This window comes from Streptomyces sp. NBC_01717 (assembly GCF_036248255.1).
Taxonomy (GTDB): Bacteria; Actinomycetota; Actinomycetes; order Streptomycetales; family Streptomycetaceae; genus Streptomyces.
This window is the reverse complement of the sequence record NZ_CP109178.1, coordinates 1,322,799-1,344,476: the sequence shown is the minus strand read 5'-3', so window position 1 is coordinate 1,344,476 and position 21,678 is coordinate 1,322,799. Positions and strand designations below refer to the sequence as shown.

19 protein-coding genes are annotated in these 21,678 nt (G+C 70.0%); 10 read left to right on the top strand and 9 right to left on the bottom strand.

Annotation, left to right across the window (positions count from 1 at the left end; genetic code table 11):
• Positions 1–153 precede the first annotated feature (153 nt).
• Both OHB49_RS06295 and OHB49_RS06290 read right to left on the bottom strand, forming a co-directional pair.
• The gene (locus OHB49_RS06295; RefSeq protein WP_030973728.1) at positions 154–930 is read right to left on the bottom strand and encodes a bestrophin-like domain; all 777 of its coding nucleotides are present in this window, start codon (positions 928–930) and stop codon (positions 154–156) included.
• Positions 931–945: 15 nt separating this feature from the next.
• Entirely contained in the window at positions 946–1,422 is a 477-nt protein-coding gene (locus OHB49_RS06290; protein WP_329166828.1) for a hypothetical protein, read from the bottom strand.
• Between the two features lie 204 nt (positions 1,423–1,626).
• Between OHB49_RS06290 and OHB49_RS06285 the strand changes: the two genes are divergently transcribed.
• The 3 genes from OHB49_RS06285 (at position 1,627) to OHB49_RS06275 (ending at position 5,796) form a co-directional block, all read left to right on the top strand.
• Positions 1,627–2,604 (top strand): SCO0930 family lipoprotein, encoded by a 978-nt coding sequence (locus tag OHB49_RS06285; protein WP_313940437.1) that lies wholly within the window; start codon positions 1,627–1,629, stop codon positions 2,602–2,604.
• A gap of 202 nt (positions 2,605–2,806) precedes the next feature.
• Positions 2,807–3,625: an SAM-dependent methyltransferase gene (locus OHB49_RS06280; RefSeq protein WP_329166380.1), complete on the top strand. Its 819-nt coding sequence runs from the start codon at positions 2,807–2,809 to the stop codon at positions 3,623–3,625.
• Positions 3,622–5,796, top strand: a complete 2,175-nt coding sequence (locus OHB49_RS06275) for a putative bifunctional diguanylate cyclase/phosphodiesterase (protein WP_030980408.1) — start codon at positions 3,622–3,624, stop codon at positions 5,794–5,796. Before OHB49_RS06280 ends, OHB49_RS06275 begins: the two co-directional genes overlap by 4 nt.
• Before the next feature lie 49 nt (positions 5,797–5,845).
• Here the strand turns inward: OHB49_RS06275 and OHB49_RS06270 are convergent, their stop codons facing one another.
• A complete protein-coding gene (locus OHB49_RS06270) occupies positions 5,846–6,736 on the bottom strand; it encodes a LysR family transcriptional regulator (RefSeq protein ID WP_030980407.1) in 891 nt (296 codons plus the stop codon).
• 95 nt (positions 6,737–6,831) lie between these two features.
• On the opposite strand from OHB49_RS06270, the gene OHB49_RS06265 reads away from it, so the two are divergent.
• The 3 genes from OHB49_RS06265 to OHB49_RS06255 are packed head-to-tail and all read left to right on the top strand — an operon-like array spanning position 6,832 to position 10,233.
• Positions 6,832–7,539: a succinate dehydrogenase gene (locus tag OHB49_RS06265; protein ID WP_078853139.1), complete on the top strand. Its 708-nt coding sequence runs from the start codon at positions 6,832–6,834 to the stop codon at positions 7,537–7,539.
• A gap of 1 nt (position 7,540) precedes the next feature.
• Positions 7,541–9,490, top strand: coding sequence for a fumarate reductase/succinate dehydrogenase flavoprotein subunit (locus tag OHB49_RS06260; RefSeq protein ID WP_329158582.1), 1,950 nt, complete (start codon positions 7,541–7,543; stop codon positions 9,488–9,490).
• Complete coding sequence (locus OHB49_RS06255; protein ID WP_030980404.1) at positions 9,487–10,233, top strand: succinate dehydrogenase/fumarate reductase iron-sulfur subunit; 747 nt, start codon at positions 9,487–9,489, stop codon at positions 10,231–10,233. Before OHB49_RS06260 ends, OHB49_RS06255 begins: the two co-directional genes overlap by 4 nt.
• A 244-nt stretch (positions 10,234–10,477) precedes the next feature.
• On the opposite strand, the gene OHB49_RS06250 is transcribed toward OHB49_RS06255, so the two are convergent.
• On the bottom strand, positions 10,478–12,901 hold the full coding sequence (locus tag OHB49_RS06250) for an excinuclease ABC subunit UvrA (RefSeq protein ID WP_329158580.1): 2,424 nt from the start codon (positions 12,899–12,901) through the stop codon (positions 10,478–10,480).
• A gap of 170 nt (positions 12,902–13,071) precedes the next feature.
• On the opposite strand from OHB49_RS06250, the gene OHB49_RS06245 reads away from it, so the two are divergent.
• Entirely contained in the window at positions 13,072–13,560 is a 489-nt protein-coding gene (locus tag OHB49_RS06245; RefSeq protein WP_030980402.1) for a phosphatase domain-containing protein, read from the top strand.
• Positions 13,561–13,620: 60 nt separating this feature from the next.
• Here the strand turns inward: OHB49_RS06245 and OHB49_RS06240 are convergent, their stop codons facing one another.
• Positions 13,621–13,836: a dodecin gene (locus OHB49_RS06240; RefSeq protein ID WP_030980401.1), complete on the bottom strand. Its 216-nt coding sequence runs from the start codon at positions 13,834–13,836 to the stop codon at positions 13,621–13,623.
• A 201-nt stretch (positions 13,837–14,037) separates the two neighbouring features.
• On the opposite strand from OHB49_RS06240, the gene OHB49_RS06235 reads away from it, so the two are divergent.
• From OHB49_RS06235 to OHB49_RS06225, 3 genes are all read left to right on the top strand, one after another.
• A complete protein-coding gene (locus OHB49_RS06235; protein WP_329158578.1) occupies positions 14,038–15,294 on the top strand; it encodes an extracellular solute-binding protein in 1,257 nt (418 codons plus the stop codon).
• A gap of 193 nt (positions 15,295–15,487) precedes the next feature.
• Positions 15,488–16,387, top strand: a complete 900-nt coding sequence (locus OHB49_RS06230) for a GNAT family N-acetyltransferase (protein ID WP_329158576.1) — start codon at positions 15,488–15,490, stop codon at positions 16,385–16,387.
• Positions 16,384–17,232, top strand: a complete 849-nt coding sequence (locus OHB49_RS06225) for a lysophospholipid acyltransferase family protein (RefSeq protein ID WP_329158574.1) — start codon at positions 16,384–16,386, stop codon at positions 17,230–17,232. Before OHB49_RS06230 ends, OHB49_RS06225 begins: the two co-directional genes overlap by 4 nt.
• Here OHB49_RS06225 and egtD read toward each other — a convergent pair.
• From egtD to egtA, 4 genes are read right to left on the bottom strand one after another with little or no spacing between them, the layout of a single operon-like run.
• Complete coding sequence (gene egtD / locus OHB49_RS06220) at positions 17,175–18,137, bottom strand: L-histidine N(alpha)-methyltransferase (protein WP_030980397.1); 963 nt, start codon at positions 18,135–18,137, stop codon at positions 17,175–17,177. The two genes, OHB49_RS06225 and egtD, sit on opposite strands and share 58 nt — an antisense overlap.
• Positions 18,134–18,889: an ergothioneine biosynthesis protein EgtC gene (gene egtC / locus OHB49_RS06215; protein WP_030980396.1), complete on the bottom strand. Its 756-nt coding sequence runs from the start codon at positions 18,887–18,889 to the stop codon at positions 18,134–18,136. The genes egtD and egtC overlap by 4 nt, the downstream gene beginning before the upstream one ends.
• Positions 18,889–20,241, bottom strand: coding sequence for an ergothioneine biosynthesis protein EgtB (egtB, locus tag OHB49_RS06210; protein WP_329158572.1), 1,353 nt, complete (start codon positions 20,239–20,241; stop codon positions 18,889–18,891). The genes egtC and egtB overlap by 1 nt, the downstream gene beginning before the upstream one ends.
• Positions 20,238–21,572 (bottom strand): ergothioneine biosynthesis glutamate--cysteine ligase EgtA, encoded by a 1,335-nt coding sequence (gene egtA / locus OHB49_RS06205; protein ID WP_329158571.1) that lies wholly within the window; start codon positions 21,570–21,572, stop codon positions 20,238–20,240. Before egtA ends, egtB begins: the two co-directional genes overlap by 4 nt.
• Positions 21,573–21,678: the final 106 nt, after the last annotated feature.

Genomic DNA, 21,678 nt, shown 5'->3' with positions numbered 1-21,678 from the left:
CCGAGTCCCCGAGGAGCAGCTGCGGAACGATTTCCCACAAAGCGTCAGATATGCACCTCGATGGGAGAAACGCTAGAAGTGCCGCATATCATGCGCGATCGGGGTCCGGCGAATGGGGCACGGGTGTCCCTCGGGCGGCGCACCGCCATGCCGTCAGGACGACGGCCCGCCCCCCGCGTTGGGGAACAGGTCGAGGAACGGCGCCGCGGTGGCGGAAATGCCGCGGCCGAACGGGGAGTCGAAGTCCCAGATCAGGAAGAGCAGGAAGGCGATGAGCACGCTGAACAGCCCGGCCAGCAGCAGCTCTCGGAACGTTCTGCGGATCTGCAGGGTGAAGATCAGTCCGACGGTCACCAGCGCCCCGGTGATCAGACCGAACCAGACGACGCCCGGCATGGTGGCGCCGGCGCTCTGCCCGCGGGCGCTGCGTGCGTCGTCGGCCGCGGCGACCTGGTCGACCAGTGGCTGATAGGCCTGCCCCTCATGGTCGGTCTTCGGCCGGTATTCGGTGACATCGGCACGTACCCGGCCGAGGAGTTCCGCGCCCCGATCGGTGAGATCTCCGTGCTCGCTCATGGCCTGCCACTCGTCGTGGACGACATAGCTGACGTACGCGTCGACGTCGGCGCGGATCCGGGCGCGCACCTCGGCCGGGTAGACCGAGGAGCGGACGTTCACCTCGTGCAGGGCCTGGGCCTCCTGGCGTACGTACTCCTGGGCGGCGCTGCGGCCCTCCCAGACGCCCGCGATGGCGAGGCCGAGCACGATCGCGTACACCACGCCGATCATCATCGTCATGTACTCGATGACGTCAGGGGTCTCTGACGGGTCGTCGTCCTCCGCGATCCGGCGGTTGTTGAGGACGGCGATGGTCAACACGACGGCGCAGGCCGCGGCCATGGCGAGGGTGAGAACAAGCCATTCCGACATGGGCTTCTCCGTGGGTCATCGGGAGCGGGGACGTAGCACGGCGACGGCGAACACCGCGGGGGCGGTGATCAGCAGGGTGAGAGTGACCAGGGAGGGGCCGCGCTGCGGGACCTTGCGCGGCGGCCTGCGGTAGTCGGGGAGCGCCACCGGCCTGGGTGGGGGCGGCGTGGGGCGTGCGGAGGGAGGGGGCGGCGGAGGTGGCGGCGCGGGCTCCGGATCCGGTGCGGGCGGTGGCGGTGGCGGTGGAGGCGGTGGAGGTGGGGGAGGAGGGGGTGGTGGCGGTGGCGGGGGTGGTGGCTCGGGCCGGGGAGTCGGCTTGGGCGCTGGGCCCGCCTCGCAGTGCCCGTCGCCTGTCGTGGCGACCGCCGCGTTCCCGCCGCCGTCCCCGATCGAGGCGTACGAGCAGTTGTCGGCCGCCGCGGGCACCGGGGCGGCCAGGAGCCAGATGAGTGCGAGGGCTGCGGTGAGCCGCCCCACGAGTGATCCGTACACGACGGGGAGCATGTTCCGGCTGGTAGGACCACACGCGGACCGCGGCCAGGATTCCCCTGATGGAGCGGACCTGGGGCGCTGGGGGTTTGCGGCTCGGGAAAATTCTGCGGACGCGTTGAACAAAGAAGCACCCGCTGCCCGTACCTAGGGCCATGAACGACGCGGACTTGCGTCGCAACTGGCGGAAGAATTACGGGAGTTGACATGAACACCTGGCGGAACGCCTCGCTCGCGGTGACCGCGGCGGCCCTGTTGGCGCTGACGACGGCGTGCGGTCAGGACAAGGGCACCGAGTCCCCCAACGGGCAGAACGTGGGCAACGCGAGCCCGGCCGGGCAGGCGGGCAGCGGCTACGACACGGACAGCGGCTACGGCTCCGACACCGGCTACGGCTCCGATTCCGGGGCGCAGTCCGCCAAGTCGAAGCAGGCCGGACAGCTCGCGGTGTGGGACAGCAAGAAGCTCGGCAAGGTGCTGACGGACAGCGAGGGATTCACGCTCTACCGCTTCGACAAGGACACCGCGAGTCCGCCGAAGTCGAATTGCGAAGGTGACTGCGCGAAGATCTGGCCGGTCGTCCCAGCGGGCAATGTCACGGCCGCCGCCGGTACCGATGACGCACTGATCGGCAAGGTCACCCGCGCGGACGGCACCCAGCAACTCACCATTGCGGGATGGCCGATGTACCGGTATGCGAAGGACGCCAAGCCCGGCGACGCCAATGGGCAGGGGGTGGGAGGCACCTGGTTCGCCTCCGCTCCCGACGGCAAGAAAGCTGCGGTGAACGCCGACGGGCCGGCCGGTGGCGAGCAGGCTGATCTCGCGGGACTTTCGGTGCGCAAGGACCCGGAACTCGGGAACATCGTTGTCGACAAGCGCGGCATGACGGTCTACCGGTTCAAGAAGGACAGCGCCTGGCCGATGAAGTCGGCCTGCACCGGGGCTTGCCTCTCGAAGTGGCCGGTTGTCGCCCCATTGGCCAAGAATGATGTCTCGGGTGTTACCACCAAGGGATTTGTCACCTTCAATCGGCCCGACGGACTCAAGCAGCAGTCCATCGACTGCTGGCCCATCTATACGTTCTCCGGTGACACGAAGCCCGGGGACACCAACGGACAAGGTGTCGGGGGCACATGGTACGCGGTGTCGCCCGACGCAAAGCTCGTCGGCGCCCCGAAGTAACCTCACAACAGCCGTTCCGGACCGGCCCGTCGCTGAATGTCACACTTAGCGACGGGCCGGTTGCACATGCCACTGGTGTGTGACCAATAACGGACCGCTAATTTCCGTTTCCGCTCGCTCTCCTGGCGGTCGATCAGTAGCCTCTGGTCCACACTGACCATGAACATGGCCGGATCACCGTGGCGACTTGTTGGAGACATCGATGGAGCGTCCCGCCTGGGCACCGCAGGGCATTGACATATCGGTGCCGAGCGTGTCACGCATGTATGACTTCTATCTGGGCGGATCGCACAATTTCGAGGTGGACCGGGAAGCGGCCCGCAAGGCCATGGAGTTCATGCCGGGACTTCCCAAGATCATGCAAGCCAATCGCGCCTTTATGCGCAGGGCCGTGCGTCATGCGGTGAGTGAGGGCATCACCCAGTTCCTGGACATAGGTTCCGGCATACCGACCTTCGGCAATGTCCACGAAATCGCCCAGGCGGCCGACCCCGAGGCGCGAGTCGCGTACGTCGACCACGACCCCGTTGCGGTCGCGCACAGCCAGGCCGTACTCGAGGGCAACGACCGGGCGGTGATCGTCACCGCCGATCTGCGGAGCCCGCAGGAGATCCTGAAGAGCCGCGAGATCACCGAACTCCTCGACATGGACCGTCCGGTGGCGCTGATGCTCGTAGCCGTCCTCCACTTCATCGAGGACGCCGACGACCCGCAGACGGCCCTCGCCGAACTGCGCGAGGGGCTCGCACCCGGCAGCCTCGTCATCATCACCCACGCCTCGTACGAGGGCATTCCGCTCACCCAGGAGGAGGCGGGGGGTGCGGTCGGCGTCTACCGGAACATCCGTAACCCGCTGATCATGCGGTCGCGCGACGAGATCGCCAGGTTCTTCGACGGTTACGAGATGGTCGAGCCCGGTCTCGTGGCGATGCCGGAGTGGCGCCCCGACACCTCCGCGGCGCAGGAGCAGGAAGACCCGTATGCGTTCTCGGGCTTCGCCGGAGTGGGACGCAAGGCGTGAGCATTCCCGCCCAGGCGTCCGACGCACCGGACGCGGAGCCCGACGGTCCCGAGGACCGGCTCCGAAGATTCGCGACGATCTGGAGCCGGGCGACCTTCCCGTCGACGGCCACCTCCATGACCCGTCCGGAGTTCGAGCAGCACCTGCTGCCGCTGGCCCGCAGACTGAGTGACATCCTGCACGCCCGGCCCTTCGACGCGGCGCCCGCGAACAAGGTGGGGGCCGCGCTCGTCGACGCGCACTGCACGGATCCGGAGGCCCTCAGCTCCACGCTCGGCGTCGTCGACTCGTACCTGGTGCTCTACTGCGGCGGCAACGGCCCGGTGGCGCTGTCGACCGAGGACAGCCGGGCCCGCTGCGCCCGGATGCAGCACGCCCTCGCGGGCGGCTTCACCCAGGCGCTGCGCGAACGGACCCTCGCCGAGCAGGAGGCGATTGCCCGCTCGGCGCTGACCGCCCGCTCCCACGCCGAACAGGCCCTGCACGCCACGGAGGCTCGCTTCCGCGCCGTCTTCAAGGACGCCGCCGTCGGCATCGGCATCGCCGACCTGGAAGGCAACGTGCTGGAGGTCAACGACACCCTGACCCGGATGTTCGGCGGGCTCGACCACCATGTCCGCAGCCACAAGGTCAACGAATGGGTCCACCCCGAGGACTCGCCGTACGTGTGGAAGTACTACGAGGAGCTGGTACGCGGCGAACGCGAGCACTACCGGGTCGAGAAGCCGTTCTACCGCAACGACGGAACCGTGCTGTGGACCAACCTCACGGTGTCGCTGCTCCGCGACTCCGAGGGGCGGCCGGAGTATCAGCTGGCACTGATGGAGGACACTACGGAGCGCCGGCTGCTCAATCTGCGGCTGCGCTACGAGGCCACCCACGACGCGCTCACCGGCCTGCCCAACCGGACGCTGTTCTTCGAGCGGCTGGAGAAGGCGCTGTCCGCCGACGACGGCAGCCGCTTCGGGCTCTGCTACCTCGACCTCGACGGTTTCAAGGCGATCAACGACAGCCTGGGCCACGCGGCAGGGGACCGGCTGCTCGTCGAGGTGGCCGACCGGCTGCAGAGCTGTGCGACCGCGCCCGGCGAAATGGTGGCGCGGCTCGGAGGCGACGAGTTCGTGGCGCTGACCACCGGCCCCGGCACCGAGGAGGAGGTCGATGAACTGGCCGGCCGGATCCTCGGCGTACTCGCCACCCCGATCCGGCTCGACGGCCGCGAACTGACGGTGCGTGGCTCCATCGGCGTCGTCGAAGGACCGGCGGGCGAACGCACCGCCGCCGAAGTGCTGCGCAGCGCCGACATCACGATGTACCGGGCCAAGTCGGCTGGCGGCAACCGCTTCGAACTCGCCGACGCCGAGGCGGACGCCCGCGCCATCACCCGGCACGGGCTGACCACCGCACTGCCCGCCGCCCTGGAACGCGGTGAGTTCTTCATCGAGTACCAGCCGCTCGTGCATCTCGGCGACGGTACGGTGCACGGTGCGGAGGCCCTGGTGCGCTGGTGCCACCCGCAGCACGGCGTGCTCGGCCCGGACCGGTTCATCCCGCTCGCCGAGCACACCGGGCTGATCGTGCCGCTCGGGCGCTGGGTGCTGGAGGAGTCCGTACGGCAGGCCAACTTCTGGCAGGAGCGGCACAGTGACGGCGGCCCGCTGCGGATCAACGTCAACCTGTCGCCGACCCAGCTGCACCACCCGCAGCTGGTTGCCGAGACGGTCGATGTCCTGGAGCGTTCGGGGCTGGAGCCGAGGGCGCTCTGCCTGGAGGTCACCGAGTCCGCGCTCATCGGTGCGGACGACGATCTGCTGAAGCCGCTGCGTCAACTGGCCGAAATGGGCGTCGACATAGCGCTCGACGACTTCGGCACGGGGTACTCGAACCTGGCGAATCTGCGTCGGCTGCCGGTGAGCGTGCTCAAGCTGGATCGTTCCTTCACCCGGGGCATGCAGCAGCATCCGGCGGACCCGGTCGACCTGAAGATCGTCGAGGGGATCGTGTCGCTGGCGCACAGCCTGGACCTGGCAGTGACGGTGGAGGGTGTGGAGACGGGCGCCCAGGCGGAGCAGCTGCGGAAGCTTGGCTGCGACACGGCGCAGGGGTGGTACTACGCGCGGCCCGGTGCGCCGGACCGGATCCACTCGCTGCTGCTGGCCGACGCGGTCTGAACGGGGGGACGGGCCACCGGTTCCGTCCCCGGCCGCCGGACGGGCTCGATCACCCCGTCCGGCTGGCCAGCAGTACCTTCTGCAGCTCCCGCGCCGCCCGTGGCGGCGCCACGTCACTGCGGTGCGCGAGCGCGATGGTGCGCCGCAACCCCGGCGGGGCCAACGGTGTCGTCCGCAGATCGCTCCCCGCCCGCGTCGCCACCATGCTCGGCACCACTGCCACCCCGAGCCCCGCCCGTACGAACCCGAGCACCGCGTCCATCTCGCCGCCCTCCACCGTGAACGACGGCTCGAAGCCCTCCGCCCGGCAGGCAGCCACCGTCAGTTCCCGCAGGTCGTAGCCGTGCCGGAACATCACCAGCGGCTCGCCCTCCAGATGCGCGATCCGTACGCTCCCGCCCTTCCCGGGCCGCGGAGCCTCCGTCGCCGACACCACCACCAGGTCCTCCTGGAGCAGCTCCACCGTGGTGAGCGCCGGAGACGCGGCAGGTAGCGGCAGCACCACAAGTGCGAGATCGAGCGCGCCTCGCGCCAGCTCCCGTACGAGGTCGTGCGAGCCGCCCTCCTCCAGCAGCAGCTGGATCCCCGGATGCCGGTCGTGGAAGGCGCGCAGCACGTCGGGCAGCAGCCCTGTGCAGACGCTGGGTGTCGCGCCGAGCCTGACCCGGCCCCGGCGCAGCTGGGCCAGCTCCTGCACCTCGTGGCGGGCGGTGTCGGCGTCCGCCAGGATCCGGCGGGCGAGCGGCAGTAGCGCCTCGCCCGCGTCGGTGAGCGTGATGTTGCCGCGGGCCCGACTGAACAGTTCCGCCCCCAGCTCGTTCTCCAGGGCCCTGATCTGCTGGGAGAGCGACGGCTGGGAGACATGCACCTCCTCCGCGGCGCGGGTGAAATGCCGCGCCTCGGCGACGGCCACGAAATACGTGAGCTGCTGGAAGTGCATACACGCAGCATAAACCCCACGATAGCCCGCGCCTATGGATATGAGCCATACCATGTCTTGGACTGATGAGGCCCTTCCGTCCTAGCGTCGTGTCCATGGCATTGGCAACCCGGACGGACCGACGGCCGTCCATGACGCGCACGCTCTGGGACTCGTCCGTCGGCAAGAAGGCGATCATGGCCGTGAGCGGCCTGATCATGCTCCTCTACTTGGTCGTTCACATGGTGGGCAACCTGAAGATCTTCTTCGGGTCCGGTGAGTTCAACCACTACGCCCACTGGCTGCGGACCTTGGGCGAGCCCTTCCTGCACTACGAGTGGGCCCTGTGGATCGTCCGGGTGGTGCTCGTCGCGGCCGTCGTGCTGCACGCCACCTCCGCGTACCAGCTGAGCCGTCGCGACCTCAGGGCGCGCCCCAGCAAGTACGTCCACAAGAGGCCCCGCGCGAGCTATGCCACCCGCACCATGCGCTGGGGCGGGATCATCCTCGCCCTGTTCATCGTCTGGCACCTCCTCGACCTGACCACGGGCACCGTGCACTCCGGCGGCTTCCAGTCCGGGCATCCGTACCAGAACGTCATCGACACCTTCTCCACCTGGTACGGCAACGTCATCTACATCGTCGCCATGCTCGCCCTCGGACTCCATGTCCAGCACGGCTTCTGGAGCGCCGCACAGACCCTCGGCGCGGGCAGAGCGACCCGCGACCGTGTTCTCAAGACCATCGCCAACGCCCTCGCACTGGTGCTGACGCTGGGCTTCATCTCCGTACCCGTCGCCGTCATGACCGGAGTCGTGAGCTGACATGACCGACTACTCGCACTACGAGACCGGTGCACCCGTCGTCGACACCAAGGGCCCCGAGGGCCCCGTCGCCGAACGCTGGGACACCCGCCGCTTCGAGGCCAAGCTCGTCAACCCGGCCAACCGGCGCAAGCACACCGTCATCGTCGTCGGCACCGGCCTGGCCGGCGGCTCGGCCGGGGCGACGCTGGCCGAACAGGGCTACCACGTCGTCCAGTTCTGCTTCCAGGACTCGCCCCGCCGCGCCCACTCCGTCGCCGCGCAAGGCGGTATCAACGCTGCGAAGAACTACCGCAACGACGGCGATTCGATCCACCGGCTCTTCTACGACACGGTCAAGGGCGGCGACTTCCGCGCCCGCGAGTCCAACGTCCACCGGCTCGCCCAGATCTCCGTCGAGATCATCGACCAGTGCGTCGCCCAGGGCGTTCCCTTCGCCCGCGAGTACGGCGGTCTGCTCGACAACCGCTCCTTCGGCGGCGTCCAGGTCTCCCGTACGTTCTACGCCCGCGGCCAGACCGGGCAGCAGCTCCTCCTCGGCGCCTACCAGGCGCTGTCGCGGCAGATCGCCGCGGGCAACGTCGAGCTGCACGCCCGGACCGAGATGCTCGACCTGATCATCGTCGATGGCAAGGCCCGCGGCATCGTGGCCCGCGACCTGGTCACCGGGAAGATCGACACGTACTTCGCCGACGCGGTCGTGCTGGCCAGCGGCGGCTACGGGAACGTCTTCTACCTGTCGACGAACGCCATGAACTCCAACGCCACCGCCATCTGGCGTGCCCACCGGCGCGGCGCGTACTTCGCCAACCCGTGCTTCACCCAGATCCACCCCACCTGCATTCCGCGCACCGGCGACCACCAGTCCAAGTTGACGCTGATGAGCGAGTCGCTGCGCAACGACGGCAGGATCTGGGTCCCGAAGGCCAAGGGCGACAACCGGACGGCGAACGAGATCCCGGAGGACGAGCGCGACTACTACCTGGAGCGCATCTACCCGGCCTTCGGCAACCTCGTACCGCGTGACATCGCCTCGCGCGCCGCGAAGAACGTCTGCGACGAGGGCCGCGGCGTCGGCCCCGGCGGCCAGGGCGTCTACCTCGACTTCGCGGAGGCCATCCAGCGGATGGGCAAGGCCAAGGTGGAGGAGAAGTACGGCAACCTCTTCGACATGTACGCGCGGATCACCGCGGAGAACCCGTACGAGACCCCGATGCGGATCTACCCCGCCGTGCACTACACGATGGGCGGACTCTGGGTCGACTACGACCTGCAGACCACGATCCCCGGTCTGTTCGCGATCGGTGAGGCCAACTTCTCCGACCACGGGGCCAACCGGCTCGGCGCCTCGGCGCTGATGCAGGGGCTCGCCGACGGCTACTTCGTCCTGCCGTCGACCATCAACGACTACCTGGCCCGCAACCCGCACCACGACGAGGTCGACGCCTCGCACCCGGCCGTGGAAGAGGCCCTCGCGGAGACCGAGGACCGGCTGAACCTGCTGCTCGCCGTCGACGGCGACCGCACTCCCGACTCCTTCCACCGGGAGATCGGCGAACTCATGTGGGAGTACTGCGGCATGGCCCGAACCGAGACGGGGCTGCGCAAGGCACTCGACCGGATCCCGCAGATCCGCGAGGAGTTCTGGCGTCGTATCAAGGTCCCCGGCACCGGTGACGAGTTCAACCAGTCCCTGGAGAAGGCCAACCGCATCGTCGACTACCTGGAGCTCGCCGAGCTCATGTGCCTCGACGCCCTGCACCGCGCCGAGTCCTGCGGAGGCCACTTCCGCGAGGAGTCGCAGACCCCGGACGGCGAAGCCGCCCGCCGGGACGAGGAGTTCTCGTACGCCGCCGCGTGGGAGTTCAGTGCCACCGGCGAAGCCCCCGTCCTGCACAAGGAAGACCTCGTCTTCGAGTACGTCCACCCCACTCAGCGGAGCTACGCATGAAGCTCACCCTGCGCGTCTGGCGCCAGAAGAACGCCGACGCCCCCGGCGCCATGTCCACCTACCAGGTGGACGGCATCTCGCAGGACATGTCGTTCCTGGAAATGCTCGACACCCTCAACGAGGAGCTCATCCTCACCGGCGACGACCCCGTCGCCTTCGACCACGACTGCCGGGAAGGCATCTGCGGCGCCTGCAGCCTCGTCATCAACGGCGACGCCCACGGCCCGGAACGCACGACCACCTGCCAGCTCCACATGCGGTCCTTCCAGGACGGCGACACGATCGACATCGAACCGTGGCGCGCCTCGGCCTTCCCGGTGGTCAAGGACCTGGTCGTGGACCGCTCGGCCTTCGACCGGATCATCCAGGCGGGCGGCTACATCTCCGCCCCGACCGGTACCGCCCCCGACGCCCACGCCACCCCTGTTCCCAAGCCCGACGCCGACTTCGCGTTCGAGCACGCCGAGTGCATCGGCTGCGGTGCCTGCGTAGCGGCCTGCCCCAACGGTTCGGCGATGCTCTTCACCTCGGCGAAGATCAACCACCTCAACGTCCTGCCACAGGGCGCCCCCGAGCGCGAGACACGAGTGCTCGACATGGTCGACCAGATGGACAGCGAGGGGTTCGGCGGCTGCACGCTCACCGGGGAGTGCGCCACGGCCTGCCCGAAGGGCATCCCGCTGCCGTCGATCTCGGCCATGAACAAGGAGTGGCTGCGAGCGACCCGCAAGGTGCACCGCTGAGCGCTGTCCCGTAATCCCTGGTGGATCGGCGCGCGGCGTCGGATGCGGTGCATCGCAAGGCGAAGGGGCGTCCTCGTACTGGGCGTATTCGGGCGTTCCGACAACGCGGCGAGGTGCCCGTAGCTGTCGTCGCGCGCCCGCCAGGGATCACGGGACAGCCCTCAGGGGCTGCCCCAGCCCTTGGAGCCTCTTTGTCGTTCCCGGTCCCGGGAGCCGTCCGCTCCCGGGACCGGAGGGCGCAGGCTCAGCCCGGTCGCAGCGCCGCCGACAGGTACGGTGCCGTCCGGCTGTCCGCCGCACCGGCCACCTCCGTCGGCGGTCCCGTGGCGACGATCCGGCCGCCCCGGTCCCCGCCGCCCGGACCGAGGTCGATCACCCAGTCGGCGCCCGCGACGACCGCCATGTCGTGCTCCACGACCACCACCGTGCTGCCCCCGTCGACCAGCCCGTGCAACTGCCGCATCAGCACCTCGACATCGGCCGGGTGCAGACCCGTGGTCGGCTCGTCGAGCAGATACAGGGTGTGCCCGCGACGGGTGCGCTGCAGCTCGGTGGCCAGCTTGATCCGCTGCGCCTCACCACCGGACAGCTCCGTCGCCGGCTGCCCCAGCCGCAGATAGCCGAGCCCGACATCGAGCAGCGTCCGCAGACTGCGCTCCGCGGCGGGCGTCCCCGCGAAGAACCCGGCTGCCGACTCCACCGTCAGGTCCAGCACCTGCGCAATGTTCAGCCCGCGCAGAGTCACCTCCAGCGTCTGCGGGTTGTACCGCGCACCGTGACAGTCCGGGCAGGGCGCATACGTACTCGGCAGGAAGAGCAGCTCGACGGAGACGAACCCCTCGCCCTGGCAGGTCTCGCACCGCCCACCCGCCACATTGAACGAGAACCGCCCCGCCCGGTAGCCGCGTTCGCGCGCCATGTCGGTCGCGGTGAACAGCTTCCTCACGACATCGAAAAGACCGGTGTACGTGGCCAGGTTGGAGCGCGGGGTACGGCCGATCGGCCGCTGGTCGACCTGGACGAGTCGGTCCACCGCCTCCAGCCCCCGCGCCGATGCGCACCCCGGCACGGGCCGTTCGGCCGGGAGATCGGCGGTGGTGGAAGCCTGCCGGTCGGCGAGGGCCCCGGCGAGCACCTGGCCGACCAGGGTCGATTTACCCGAGCCGGAGACACCGGTGACCGCCGTGAACACCCCGAGCGGGAACGCGGCGTCGACTCCGCGCACATTGTGCCGCTCGACACCGATCAGCCTCAGCCACCCGGAGGGCGTACGCGGCTCCCGCACCGGCACCGGACCCCGGTCGAAGAGGAACCGTCGCGTCGCCGACTCCCGCACGTCCGCGAGCCCGGCCGGGGGCCCGCTGTGCAGCACCCTGCCCCCGTGCTCGCCGGCCAGTGGCCCCACATCGACCAGCCAGTCCGCCTGCCGCACCACATCCATCTGGTGCTCCACGACGAAGACCGAGTTCCCGGCCTCCTTCAGCCGCCCGAGGACCGCGAGCAGCGACTCGGTGTCCGCCGGGTGCAGACCGGCCGACGGCTCGTCCAGCACATAGACGACCCCGAACAGCCCCGACCGCAGCTGGGTGGCGAGCCGCAGTCGCTGCAGCTCGCCGGAGGACAGCGTCGGAGCCGTACGGTCGAGGCCGAGATAGCCGAGACCGAGCTCGGTCACCGTCTCGATCCGGGCCAGCAGATCCGCCGTCAGCACCCGCGCGGTGTCGTCGCCGCCCGCGGCCGACAGCACCTCGGCGAGATCCGCGAGGGGAAGGGCGGCCAGCTCGGCGATCGTACGGCCCGCAAAGGTGACGGCCATCGCCTCCGGGCGCAGCCGGCTGCCGCCGCAGACCGGGCAGGGGACACCGGTCAGGAAGCGCTCGGCCTTGGCCCGCAGGGTGCGGCTCTTGGAGTCGGCGAAGGTGTGCATCACATAGCGCCGCGCGCTCATGTACGTGCCCTGGTAGGGGCGCTGGATCCGGCCCGCGTCACGCACCGGATGGACCGTCACCACCGGCTGCTCGTCGGTGAAGAGGATCCATTCCCGGTCGTTCGCGTCCAGCTCGCGCCACGGCCGGCCGATGTCGTATCCCAGCGTGTCCAGCACATCGCGCAGGTTCTTGCCCTGCCAGGCGCCCGGCCAGGCCGCGATCGCACCGTCGCGGATCGACAGCGACGGGTCGGGGACGAGCAGTTCCTCCGTGGTGCGGTGGATCAGGCCCAGCCCGTGGCACTCGGGGCAGGCCCCGGCGGCGGTGTTCGGCGAGAACGCGTCGGAGTCCAGCCGCTCGGCGCCGGCAGGATACTCCCCGGCGCGCGAGAACAGCATCCGCAGCGAGTTGGACAGCGTGGTGACCGTGCCCACGGAGGACCGGGCGCCGGGCGCGGTCCGGCGTTGCTCCAGGGAGATGGCGGGCGGCAGCCCGGTGATCGCGCCGACCTGGGGCGCGCCGACCTGGTGGATCAGCCGGCGGGCGTACGGGGCGACGGACTCGAAGTAGCGGCGCTGAGCCTCGGCGTAGATCGTCCCGAAGGCGAGCGAGGACTTCCCTGAGCCGGAGACGCCCGTGAAGACGGTGAGGGTGTCGCGCGGGATGTCGACCTGGACGTCCTGCAGATTGTGCTCACGGGCGCCGCGCACCCGAACGTACCGATCGTGGGGGGTGGGCATGCGCGCGGGACTCCGTACGGATCGGGACAGGGCTGACACCTGAGGCAAACAGCACGATCCTAGGCGTCGATGGTGGCCGGGCCCGAGAGGAGGCCTCCCGCAGGCCGTGCGAAGCGACCCGGGAGCCCGGAGGTGTGGACGCGTTGTTTGTCGCCCAGGACACTGGAGGCGTGATGGACGACGCCCGGCCGCTGGCCGTATTCGACCTGGACGGCACGCTCGCGGACAGCGGCCACCGGCAGCATTTCCTGGAAGGAGCCCGGCGTGACTGGGGCGGCTTCTTCGCCGCCGCCGTCGACGATCCGCCGCTCGACGAGGGCGTGCGGCTGGTGCTGAGCAGCGCCGAGGAGTGCGAGATCAGGTATCTCACCGGACGGCCCGAGCGCTGCCGCCGCGACACCGTGGCCTGGCTGGCGGAACAGGGCCTGCCCGAGGGGCGGGTGTACATGCGCCGCAACGACGACCGCCGGCCGGCCCGCCACACCAAGCTGGAGATCCTGAAGCGGCTGGGCCGGGAGCGTGACGTGCGGATGCTGGTCGATGACGACGAGCTGGTCTGTGACGCGGCCGAGCAGGCCGGGTTCGCCGTGGTGCGGGCCCGCTGGGCGGTGACCTCGCCTTCGATGCGGGACGCGCAGGAGCGCGAAGGGCGTACGTGACGCCGTCGAGTCGGCTCGGCTGTCACGTCGCGCCGGCTCGGCTGTGCGCGTTGCGCCGGCTCAGCTGGTCCCGTCGAGCCGGAAGCCCACCTTCAGGCCTACCTGGTAGTGCTCGATTCGGCCATCCACGATCTGCCCGCGCACCTGGGTGATCTCGAACCAGTCGAGATTGTGCAATGTTTCCGAAGCCCTTGCGACGCCCCTGCGGATGGCGTCATCGACCCCTTCGTGGGAGGTTCCTACGATTTCGGTGACCCGATAGGTGTGGCTTGACATCGTGTGTCTCCTTTCGTCCTTACCACGGTGCCCCATCCGGCCCTGGTGCGCGAGGGGTCGGGGTGGGGAACGTGTCGTGAACTGGCCTTGACCAATTGAATGGTCCATACCAAAATCCAGCCACACCCGTGCGAGCACCGCCCGCAGTCCCCCCACATCGGGTCCTGTATCAGTCGTGCTGTTTCGCAGAAGGTGACCCCTGTGAAGAACCGCGTACTCATCGGCGCCGTCGCGCTCGTGTCCACCGTTGTACTGGGTGGCTGCGGCTATCTCCCAGGCTCGGGTGGGTCCGGCGACAAGAAGGTCACGATCTGGCTGATGAAGGACAGCGTTTCCGCCGATTTCCTGGACCGCTTCACGAAGTCGTACGAGGACGAACACCCCTCCATCGAACTGGAGTTCAAGATTCAGAGCTGGAGTGGAATCGGCCCCAAGGTCACCGCGGCCCTCAAGGGCGAGGACACCCCTGACGTCATCGAAGTCGGAAACACCCAGATCGCCCAGTACGCGGAGAGCGGCGGTCTGCGCGACCTCACTCTCGAATCGATGCGTGACCTCGGCAGCGACGACTGGCTGCCCGGTCTCGCCGAGCCGGGCAGCATCGAGGGCATTCAGTACGGCATCCCGTGGTACGCGGCCAACCGTGTGGTGATCTACAACAAGGACCTCTTCGAGCAGGCAGGCATCAAGAATCCGCCGAAGACCCGGCAGGAGTGGATCGAGGACAGCCGGTCGCTCAATCGGGAGGGCAACCAGGGCATGTATCTCGCGGGCCAGAACTGGTACGTACTCGCCGGGTTCATCTGGGACGAGGGCGGCGACCTGGCCAACGACAACGGCGGCGAATGGGAGGGCGCCCTGGACACTCCCGCCGCGCTCAAGGGCATGGCCTTCTACAAGGAACTCCAGTCGTACGGCAACGGCCCCAAGGACGCCGACGAGGAAAAGCCCCCGCAGACAGACGTGTTCGCCAAGGGCGATGTCGCGCAGATCATCTCCGTGCCGGGCAGCGCAAAGCTCATCGAGCAGAAGAACCCCGAACTGAAGGGGAAACTCGGATACTTCCCGATCCCCGGCAAGACCGCGAAGAACCCCGGCTCCGTATTCACCGGCGGCTCCGATCTGATCGTTCCGGACAAGGCGGCCGAGCGCACCGCCGGTATAGACGTGGTCAAGGCGCTCGCGGGCGAGAAGTGGCAGCAGGACCTCGCCAGGACGATGAGCTACGTACCGAACAAGCCGACCCTCGCCCATGTCATCGAGGGCCAGGAGGGCACCGCCGCCATGGCCGAGGGCGCCAGGCGTGGGCGTGCCACCCCCAGCTCGCCCCAGTGGGCGGCGGTCGAGGCCGAAAACCCGATCAAGCCGTACATGACGGCTGTCCTGCAGGGCGGCGACCCGCTGGAAGAGGCCAAATCCGCTTCGGAACGGATCACCGCCGAGCTCGCGGGCAGCTGAGGGGCAGCTCGATCCGTGTACGGCAGCTGCCCGGTCCGCCGCCCGACACCTCGGGATTCAGCCGTCGCACATCCAGGCTCTCCACAGCGGTCACGTCGAATCCAGCCGGTCACGGAAGAAGTAAGGGGCCGGGCCGTCGCAGCAGTGCGGCAGCCCGGCAGCCGCCCTTGCCGATCCGTCCCCGGAGACCGTCATGAACGCGCTGCCCACCCCACCACTCGTCGCCGGACCGCTCACCACCCCCTCCGTACCGCAGCAGCCCACCCCGACGCCGTCCACCCCGGCGCTGTCCGAGGCCCCGGTCCCGTCCGACCGCCCGGCCCCGCCGCTCTACCGGGTCTCCCTCGCCGTCAGCCAGGAAGACGTGCGCGCCGCACAGCGGCTGCGTCACCAGGTCTTCGCCGGTGAACTCGGCGCCCGGCTCGACGGCCCCGAACCCGGCCTGGACAGCGACGCCTTCGACGCGTACTGCGACCACCTGCTGGTACGGGAGGCGGCGAGCGGCGACGTCATCGCCACGTACCGGCTCCTGCCGCCCGAGCGGGCCCGGATCGCCGGCCGTCTCTACGCGGAGAGCGAATTCGATCTCGGCCGGCTCGGCCCGATCCGCGACGACCTGATCGAGGTCGGCCGCTCCTGCGTCCACCCGGCCCACCGGGACGGCGCCGTCATCGCCCTCATCTGGGCGGGCCTCGCCCGCTACATGGAGCGCAGCGGGCACAACTGGCTGGCCGGCTGCTGCTCGATTCCCCTGGCAGACGGCGGTGTGCTGGCCGCCGACTCCTGGGACACGGTACGGACGAAGTACCTGGCCCCCGAGGAGTACTGGGTCACCCCGCACCGCCTCTGGCAGCCCACCGTCGCCACCCGCCCCACCGGAGCCGTGGGTGCTGCCGGTGGTACCACATCGCGCACCGGGCTCGCCGCCCTCCCGCCGCTGCTCCGCGGCTACCTGCGGCTCGGCGCCTGGGTCTGCGGTGCGCCCGCGCACGACCCGGACTTCAACGTCGCCGACCTCTACGTACTGCTGTCGCTGCGCCGCACCGACCCGCGCTATCTGCGCCACTTCCTGTCACTCGCTCCGCTGACATGAGCGTCTGGCTGCCCACGGCACCCTGCACCCCGCACACCTGCGCCGGTCACACCGGCCCCGTGCGCGGCCGGCTCCTGGCCTCGGCCCTGCTGGTCGCGGGATGCACCTTCGTCCTCGTGGGCGTGGTGTGCTTCCCGGCCGTGCTGCTGCTCGGCCAGGCCCCGCGGGACCGGTTGATCCGGTGGTGGGCGTACGGGGTGGTGCGTGCGTTCGGCGTACGGGTACGGGTGATCGGCCGGCCGCAGCCGTCGGCCGGAGAGGCGCGCGCCGGCGCACTCGTTGTCGCGAACCACATCTCGTGGCTGGACATACCGCTCGTCGCCGCCGTGATCCCGGGCCGGATGCTCGCCAAGAGCGAGATCCGGCGCTGGCCGGTGCTCGGCACGCTCGCCGCCCTCGGCGGCACGCTGTTCGTCGACCGCGACCGGCTGCGGGCTCTGCCCACGACCGTGCGCGACATCGCGGGGGCGCTGCGCGGCGGTTCCCGGGTGGTGGTCTTCCCCGAAGGCAGCACCTGGTGCGGTCGCGGAACCGGCGGCCGGTTCCGGCCCGCCGCGTTCCAGGCCGCGCTCGACGCGCACGTCGATGTCCGCCCGGTACGTATCACCTACCGCACCGCGCGGCCGGACGAGCCGGCGGCCGGCGCCGCCGCCTTCGTCGGGGACGATCCGCTCACCGCCTCACTGTGGCGCGTGGTCACGGCGGCCGGACTGACCGCAGAGATCCACGTCCTGCCGCCGATCCCCGCGGGCACGATGCCCGGCCGCCGTGCGCTCGCCCGTGCCGCTCAGACCGCCGTGGCCAGCGACAGTGCGAAGCGGTCCGCGGAATCCGTCCACCACTGAGTCAGCCTCAGCCCCGCCGTGGCGAGCTCGCCACGGATCCCCTCCTTGCGGAACTTCGCCGACACCTCCGTGCGAAGGCCCTCGCCGGCCTCGAACGGAACCACCAGATCCAGTCCGGGGATCTTCACCGTCAGCGCTCTGCGGGCCCGCAGGCGCATCTCGATCCACTCCTGCCGCCGGTCCCACAGCGCCACATGGTCGAAGTCGGCCGGGTCGAAGTCCGCGCCCAGCTCCCGGTCGACGACGGTCAGTACGTTCTTGTTGAACGCCGCCGTCACTCCGGCCGCATCGTCGTACGCCGCGACCAGCACCTCCTCGTCCTTCACCAGATCCGTGCCGAGCAGCAGCGCGTCGCCAGGCGAGAGCAGCGACCTCACGGACTTCAGGAACACCGCCCGCTCGTCCGGCAGCAGGTTGCCGATCGTGCCGCCCAGAAACGCGACGAGTCGCGGTCCCGGCGTGTCGGGCAGCACGAGCTCGCCCGTGAAGTCGGCGATCAGGGCGTGGACCGAGAGGTCCGGCCGTTCCACGAGCAGCGCCTCGGCCGCGCCTCGCAGCGCGCTCTCGCTCACATCCACCGGCACGTAGCTGTGGAGTCCGGGCAGTGCGTCGAGCAGATGCCGGGTCTTCTCCGACGAGCCGGAACCCAGCTCGATCAGGGTCTTCGCCCCGGACGCCGCGGCGATCTCCGGCGCGCGGGCGACCAGGATCTCCCGCTCGGCGCGGGTCGGGTAGTACTCGGGGAGCCGGGTGATCTCCTCGAACAGCTCGCTGCCGTGCGCGTCGTAGAACCACTTGGGCGGCAGCGTCTTCGGGTGCCTGGTCAGACCGTGCAGCACATCGGCGCGCAGCGCCGCGTCCGTCGCGTCCACCGGCAGGGTGCGGGTCAGCAGAAAGGGACTCACTCGGTGGGCTCCTTGAGCGGGGTGAGCAGAACGTCGGCGCGGGTCGCCACCAGCAGAGTGCGGTCGGGGACCTCGCGCCAGTGCGGATCGTCGTCGTAGGGTTCCGAGGCCACCACCGTTCGGTGGCCCGGCTCGGCCAGATACCACAGGGTGTCGCCCCAGGCCGTCGCCACGATCGTCGTACCGTCGGTGAGCAGCAGATTGAGCCGTGAGCCGGGCGCCGCCTCCGCGACCTCGCGCACCGTGTCGGCGACCGCCTGGGGCACGTCGTCGCCATCCGCGACCCGGTGCCGCACCAGCGCCCAGATCAGGGCCGAGTCGCAGCGGGCGGCAAGGGCGAGGAGCTCGGCCGGGGGCAGCGTGGCGGCGAGCGGCGCCAGCGATCCGGGCCAGCCCTTCACCGCGCCGTTGTGGCTGAACAGCAGCCGCCCCGCGGCGAACGGCGCAGCCGCGGCCTCACCGTCCGCGTCCCTCTCGGTGGCGTCCCGGACGGCGGCGAGCAGCGCAGTGCTGCGTACGACTCTGGCCAGATCGTCGAACGACTGGTCGGCCCAGATGGGTCCCTGGCGCCGGTAGCGTCCCGGGACCGGGTCGCCGTCCGCGTACCAGCCCACGCCGAAGCCGTCCGCGTTGACCGTTCCGTACTTCTGCCGGCGTGGCTCCCAGGACTGGCGGACCAACGCGTGGGGCGGCCGGGTCAGCAGCTCACCGAGCGCCACGGGCGGCCCCAGATAGGCGATATGGCGGCACATCAGAGATCCTTCGCGGTATGGAGATCCCTCGCGGTGCGGAATCCGGAGAAGATCTGGCGCCGCACCGGAAGGTCCCAGTTCCGGAACGTGCCCCGGCAGGCCACCGTGTCCACGGCGAACGAGCCGCCGCGCAGCACCTTGTGGGCGGGCCCGAAGAAGACCTCCGAGTACTCGCGGTAGGGGAATGCCGAGAAGCCCGGATAGGGGAGGAAGTCGCTCGACGTCCACTCCCACACGTCGCCGATCAACTGCCGCACTCCGAGCGGTGACCGGCCCGCCGCATAGGCGCCGGCCGGTGCGGGCCGCAGATGGCGCTGGCCCAGGTTGGCCCGCTCGGGGGACGGGTCCTCGTCGCCCCACGGATAGCGCCGCGAACGCCCCGAATCCGGGTCGTGACGCGCCGCCTTCTCCCACTCGGCCTCGGTGGGAAGCCTGCGCCCCGACCAGCGGGCATACGCGTCCGCCTCGTACCAGCTGACATGGAGCACCGGCTCGTCGGCGGGCACGGGCTCGGTCACCCCGAAACGGCGGCGCAGCCACTGGCCTCCGTCCCGGTGCCAGAACTGCGGGGCGGTCAGCCGGTGCTCACGGACCATCGCCCAGCCCTCGGGGGCCCACCAGCGCTGATCGGTGTAGCCACCGTCCTCGATGAAGCGCTCGTACGTGCCGCAGGTGACCGGCGCCGTGTCGATGAAGAATCCCGGCACCTCACGCACATGGGCGGGACGCTCGTTGTCGAGCGCCCACGGCTCGGTCGACGTACCCATGGTGAACGGGCCACCGGGAACCATGACTTCGGCGGGCAGGGAGGCCGCGTCGGTGGGCCGCGGCGGCTCCGGTGCGGTGAGCACGGCCGGACCGGATCGCAGTTGATGGGTGATCAGCATCGTTTCGTCGTGCTGCTGCTCGTGCTGGGCGATCATCCCGAAGGCGAAGCCGGCCTCCACGAGCGGGCGGTCACCGATCAGTGCGGTGCTCTCCAGGACGTCCAGGGCCCTTCCGCGCACCTCCGCGGCATACGAGCGGGCCTCGGCGGGCGGCAGCAGCGGAAGAGAGGGACGGCTGGCCCGCGGATGCTCGAAGGCGTCGTACAGCCCGTCGATCTCGGGGCGCATCGCCTCACGCCCGGCGACGCCACGCAGCAGCCACAACTCCTCCTGATTGCCGATGTGCGCGAGGTCCCAGACCAGGGGCGACATCAACGGCGAGTGCTGGGCCGTCAGTTCACGGTCGTCGACGCTGTCGGTGAGGAGCGTGGTGCGTTCCCGGGCGGTGAGGAGCGCCGCGAGAGCGCGCTGCCGGAGCGCCTCCGCATCGAGATCGGGCGTCGGGGTTGCGCGGGATTCAGTCATGAGCGGGCTTTCCTTCCCTCATCCGGACGGAGCGCCGGGCGCGCCGCATGCACCGAGGGCATCGCGAGAAGTTCGGGCAGATCGTCGGCCGGACATCGGCCCCGGGCGACGAAACGGTCGTGGAAGACCGCCACCGCCTGCTGGACCGCCTCGGACGCACCCAGTCGGGGCAGAGCCTCCAGCGCCACTTCGAAGCAGGTTGCGGCTGTCACCCGCAGTTCCGGGTCGGCCAGGCCGTCACGGGCGGCGCCGACCCAGAGCGGATTGCGCGGAGCGGACCGCGCGCCTGCTATCTCGGCCAGAGGTTTGACGGTGCGGTACACGGTCTCGGCAGCCTCCGGGTCGTCGAACAGGGCGGTGGTGACGGCGAGCGGCACGAGCCATCCGTCGTCACCGAACTGTGCGTCGATCATGCGCAGTTCGAGATGTCCGCGCGGGCGAGCCGGCGGGAACAGCGTGGTCATGTGGTAGTCGAGATCGGCGCGCGTCGGCGGCCGCGGCGCACCCGTACGGATCCAGTCCCGGAAGGTCAGACCGACCGGCACGGCCCACGGCGCCTCGTCGCTCCGGATGCACATCACCGGGGCGTCGAGCACATGCGTGGCCCAGTCGTCGCGCGGGGCGGAACGGCCCGGCGGTGCCAGGCTCCGTACCGGATCGAGGTCGGCCCACAGCGACTGGCGGGTGGACCGCCATCCCGTCGGCCGGCCCTCCCGGTACGGCGAGTTGGCGAACGCCGCCACCAGCACCGCACCCAGCAGATGCACCAGCTGCCAGCGCCGCCCGTAGCCGAGCGGCCCCGGCTCCTCCTCGCCGGCGTCCAGACAGACCTGGACGGACGCGGTGGAGCACATCATGGCGCGACCCGCCGGTCCCGACCGGTCCAGCGAGGCCTCCAGGGCGTCGTAGCGGGGCTCGTGCAGCAGACGACGCGGGGGATGCCACGGATCGACGCCGAGACCGACCGGTACGAGGTCCAGCCGGCCGAGCGCGGCACGTACGGCGGCCAGGTCGGTGGCCATGGCCTCGATACAGGCCATCAGGGAGTCCGCCGGCTGCGAGCTGAGCTCCAGCTGTCCGCCGGGTTCGAACGTGAGCGCAGCACTCAGTGGCAGCGCGCCCACGGCGGCGACGGCCGCGTCGATACGGTCGTGGGCGACCGGCGTACGGGGCCGGTCACGGTCGTGAATGAGCCATTCGAGCTCGACACCGACCGTCCGGGGCGGGCCGGTCTTGAAGCAGATGCATCGCAGTAAATCCTCCGCCTCGCCCTCACCGAGAGGGCGGTCGTAATCGGTCGGACCGTGGCCGACGGGTGCGTCCGGTGACATGCCGGGGCCTCCTTTTTCGGTACGTCCGTACCACCCAAACCCTTGCAGGGAGATCGCACAAGGGTGCCCTTGCGCGGCACATAATCCCGTTGCGCAGGGAGCGCAG

Coding starts and splice junctions, on each gene's coding strand:
- OHB49_RS06240 (WP_030980401.1), bottom strand. CDS start 13,836: ATGTCAAGCCACACCTATCGGGTCACCGAAATCGTAGGAACCTCCCAC.
- OHB49_RS06255 (WP_030980404.1), top strand. CDS start 9,487: ATGAAGCTCACCCTGCGCGTCTGGCGCCAGAAGAACGCCGACGCCCCC.
- OHB49_RS06265 (WP_078853139.1), top strand. CDS start 6,832: ATGGCATTGGCAACCCGGACGGACCGACGGCCGTCCATGACGCGCACG.
- OHB49_RS06285 (WP_313940437.1), top strand. CDS start 1,627: ATGAACACCTGGCGGAACGCCTCGCTCGCGGTGACCGCGGCGGCCCTG.
- egtA (WP_329158571.1), bottom strand. CDS start 21,572: ATGTCACCGGACGCACCCGTCGGCCACGGTCCGACCGATTACGACCGC.
- egtB (WP_329158572.1), bottom strand. CDS start 20,241: ATGACTGAATCCCGCGCAACCCCGACGCCCGATCTCGATGCGGAGGCG.
- OHB49_RS06295 (WP_030973728.1), bottom strand. CDS start 930: ATGTCGGAATGGCTTGTTCTCACCCTCGCCATGGCCGCGGCCTGCGCC.
- OHB49_RS06260 (WP_329158582.1), top strand. CDS start 7,541: ATGACCGACTACTCGCACTACGAGACCGGTGCACCCGTCGTCGACACC.
- OHB49_RS06230 (WP_329158576.1), top strand. CDS start 15,488: ATGAACGCGCTGCCCACCCCACCACTCGTCGCCGGACCGCTCACCACC.
- egtC (WP_030980396.1), bottom strand. CDS start 18,889: ATGTGCCGCCATATCGCCTATCTGGGGCCGCCCGTGGCGCTCGGTGAG.
- OHB49_RS06270 (WP_030980407.1), bottom strand. CDS start 6,736: ATGCACTTCCAGCAGCTCACGTATTTCGTGGCCGTCGCCGAGGCGCGG.
- OHB49_RS06225 (WP_329158574.1), top strand. CDS start 16,384: ATGAGCGTCTGGCTGCCCACGGCACCCTGCACCCCGCACACCTGCGCC.
- OHB49_RS06280 (WP_329166380.1), top strand. CDS start 2,807: ATGGAGCGTCCCGCCTGGGCACCGCAGGGCATTGACATATCGGTGCCG.
- OHB49_RS06250 (WP_329158580.1), bottom strand. CDS start 12,901: ATGCCCACCCCCCACGATCGGTACGTTCGGGTGCGCGGCGCCCGTGAG.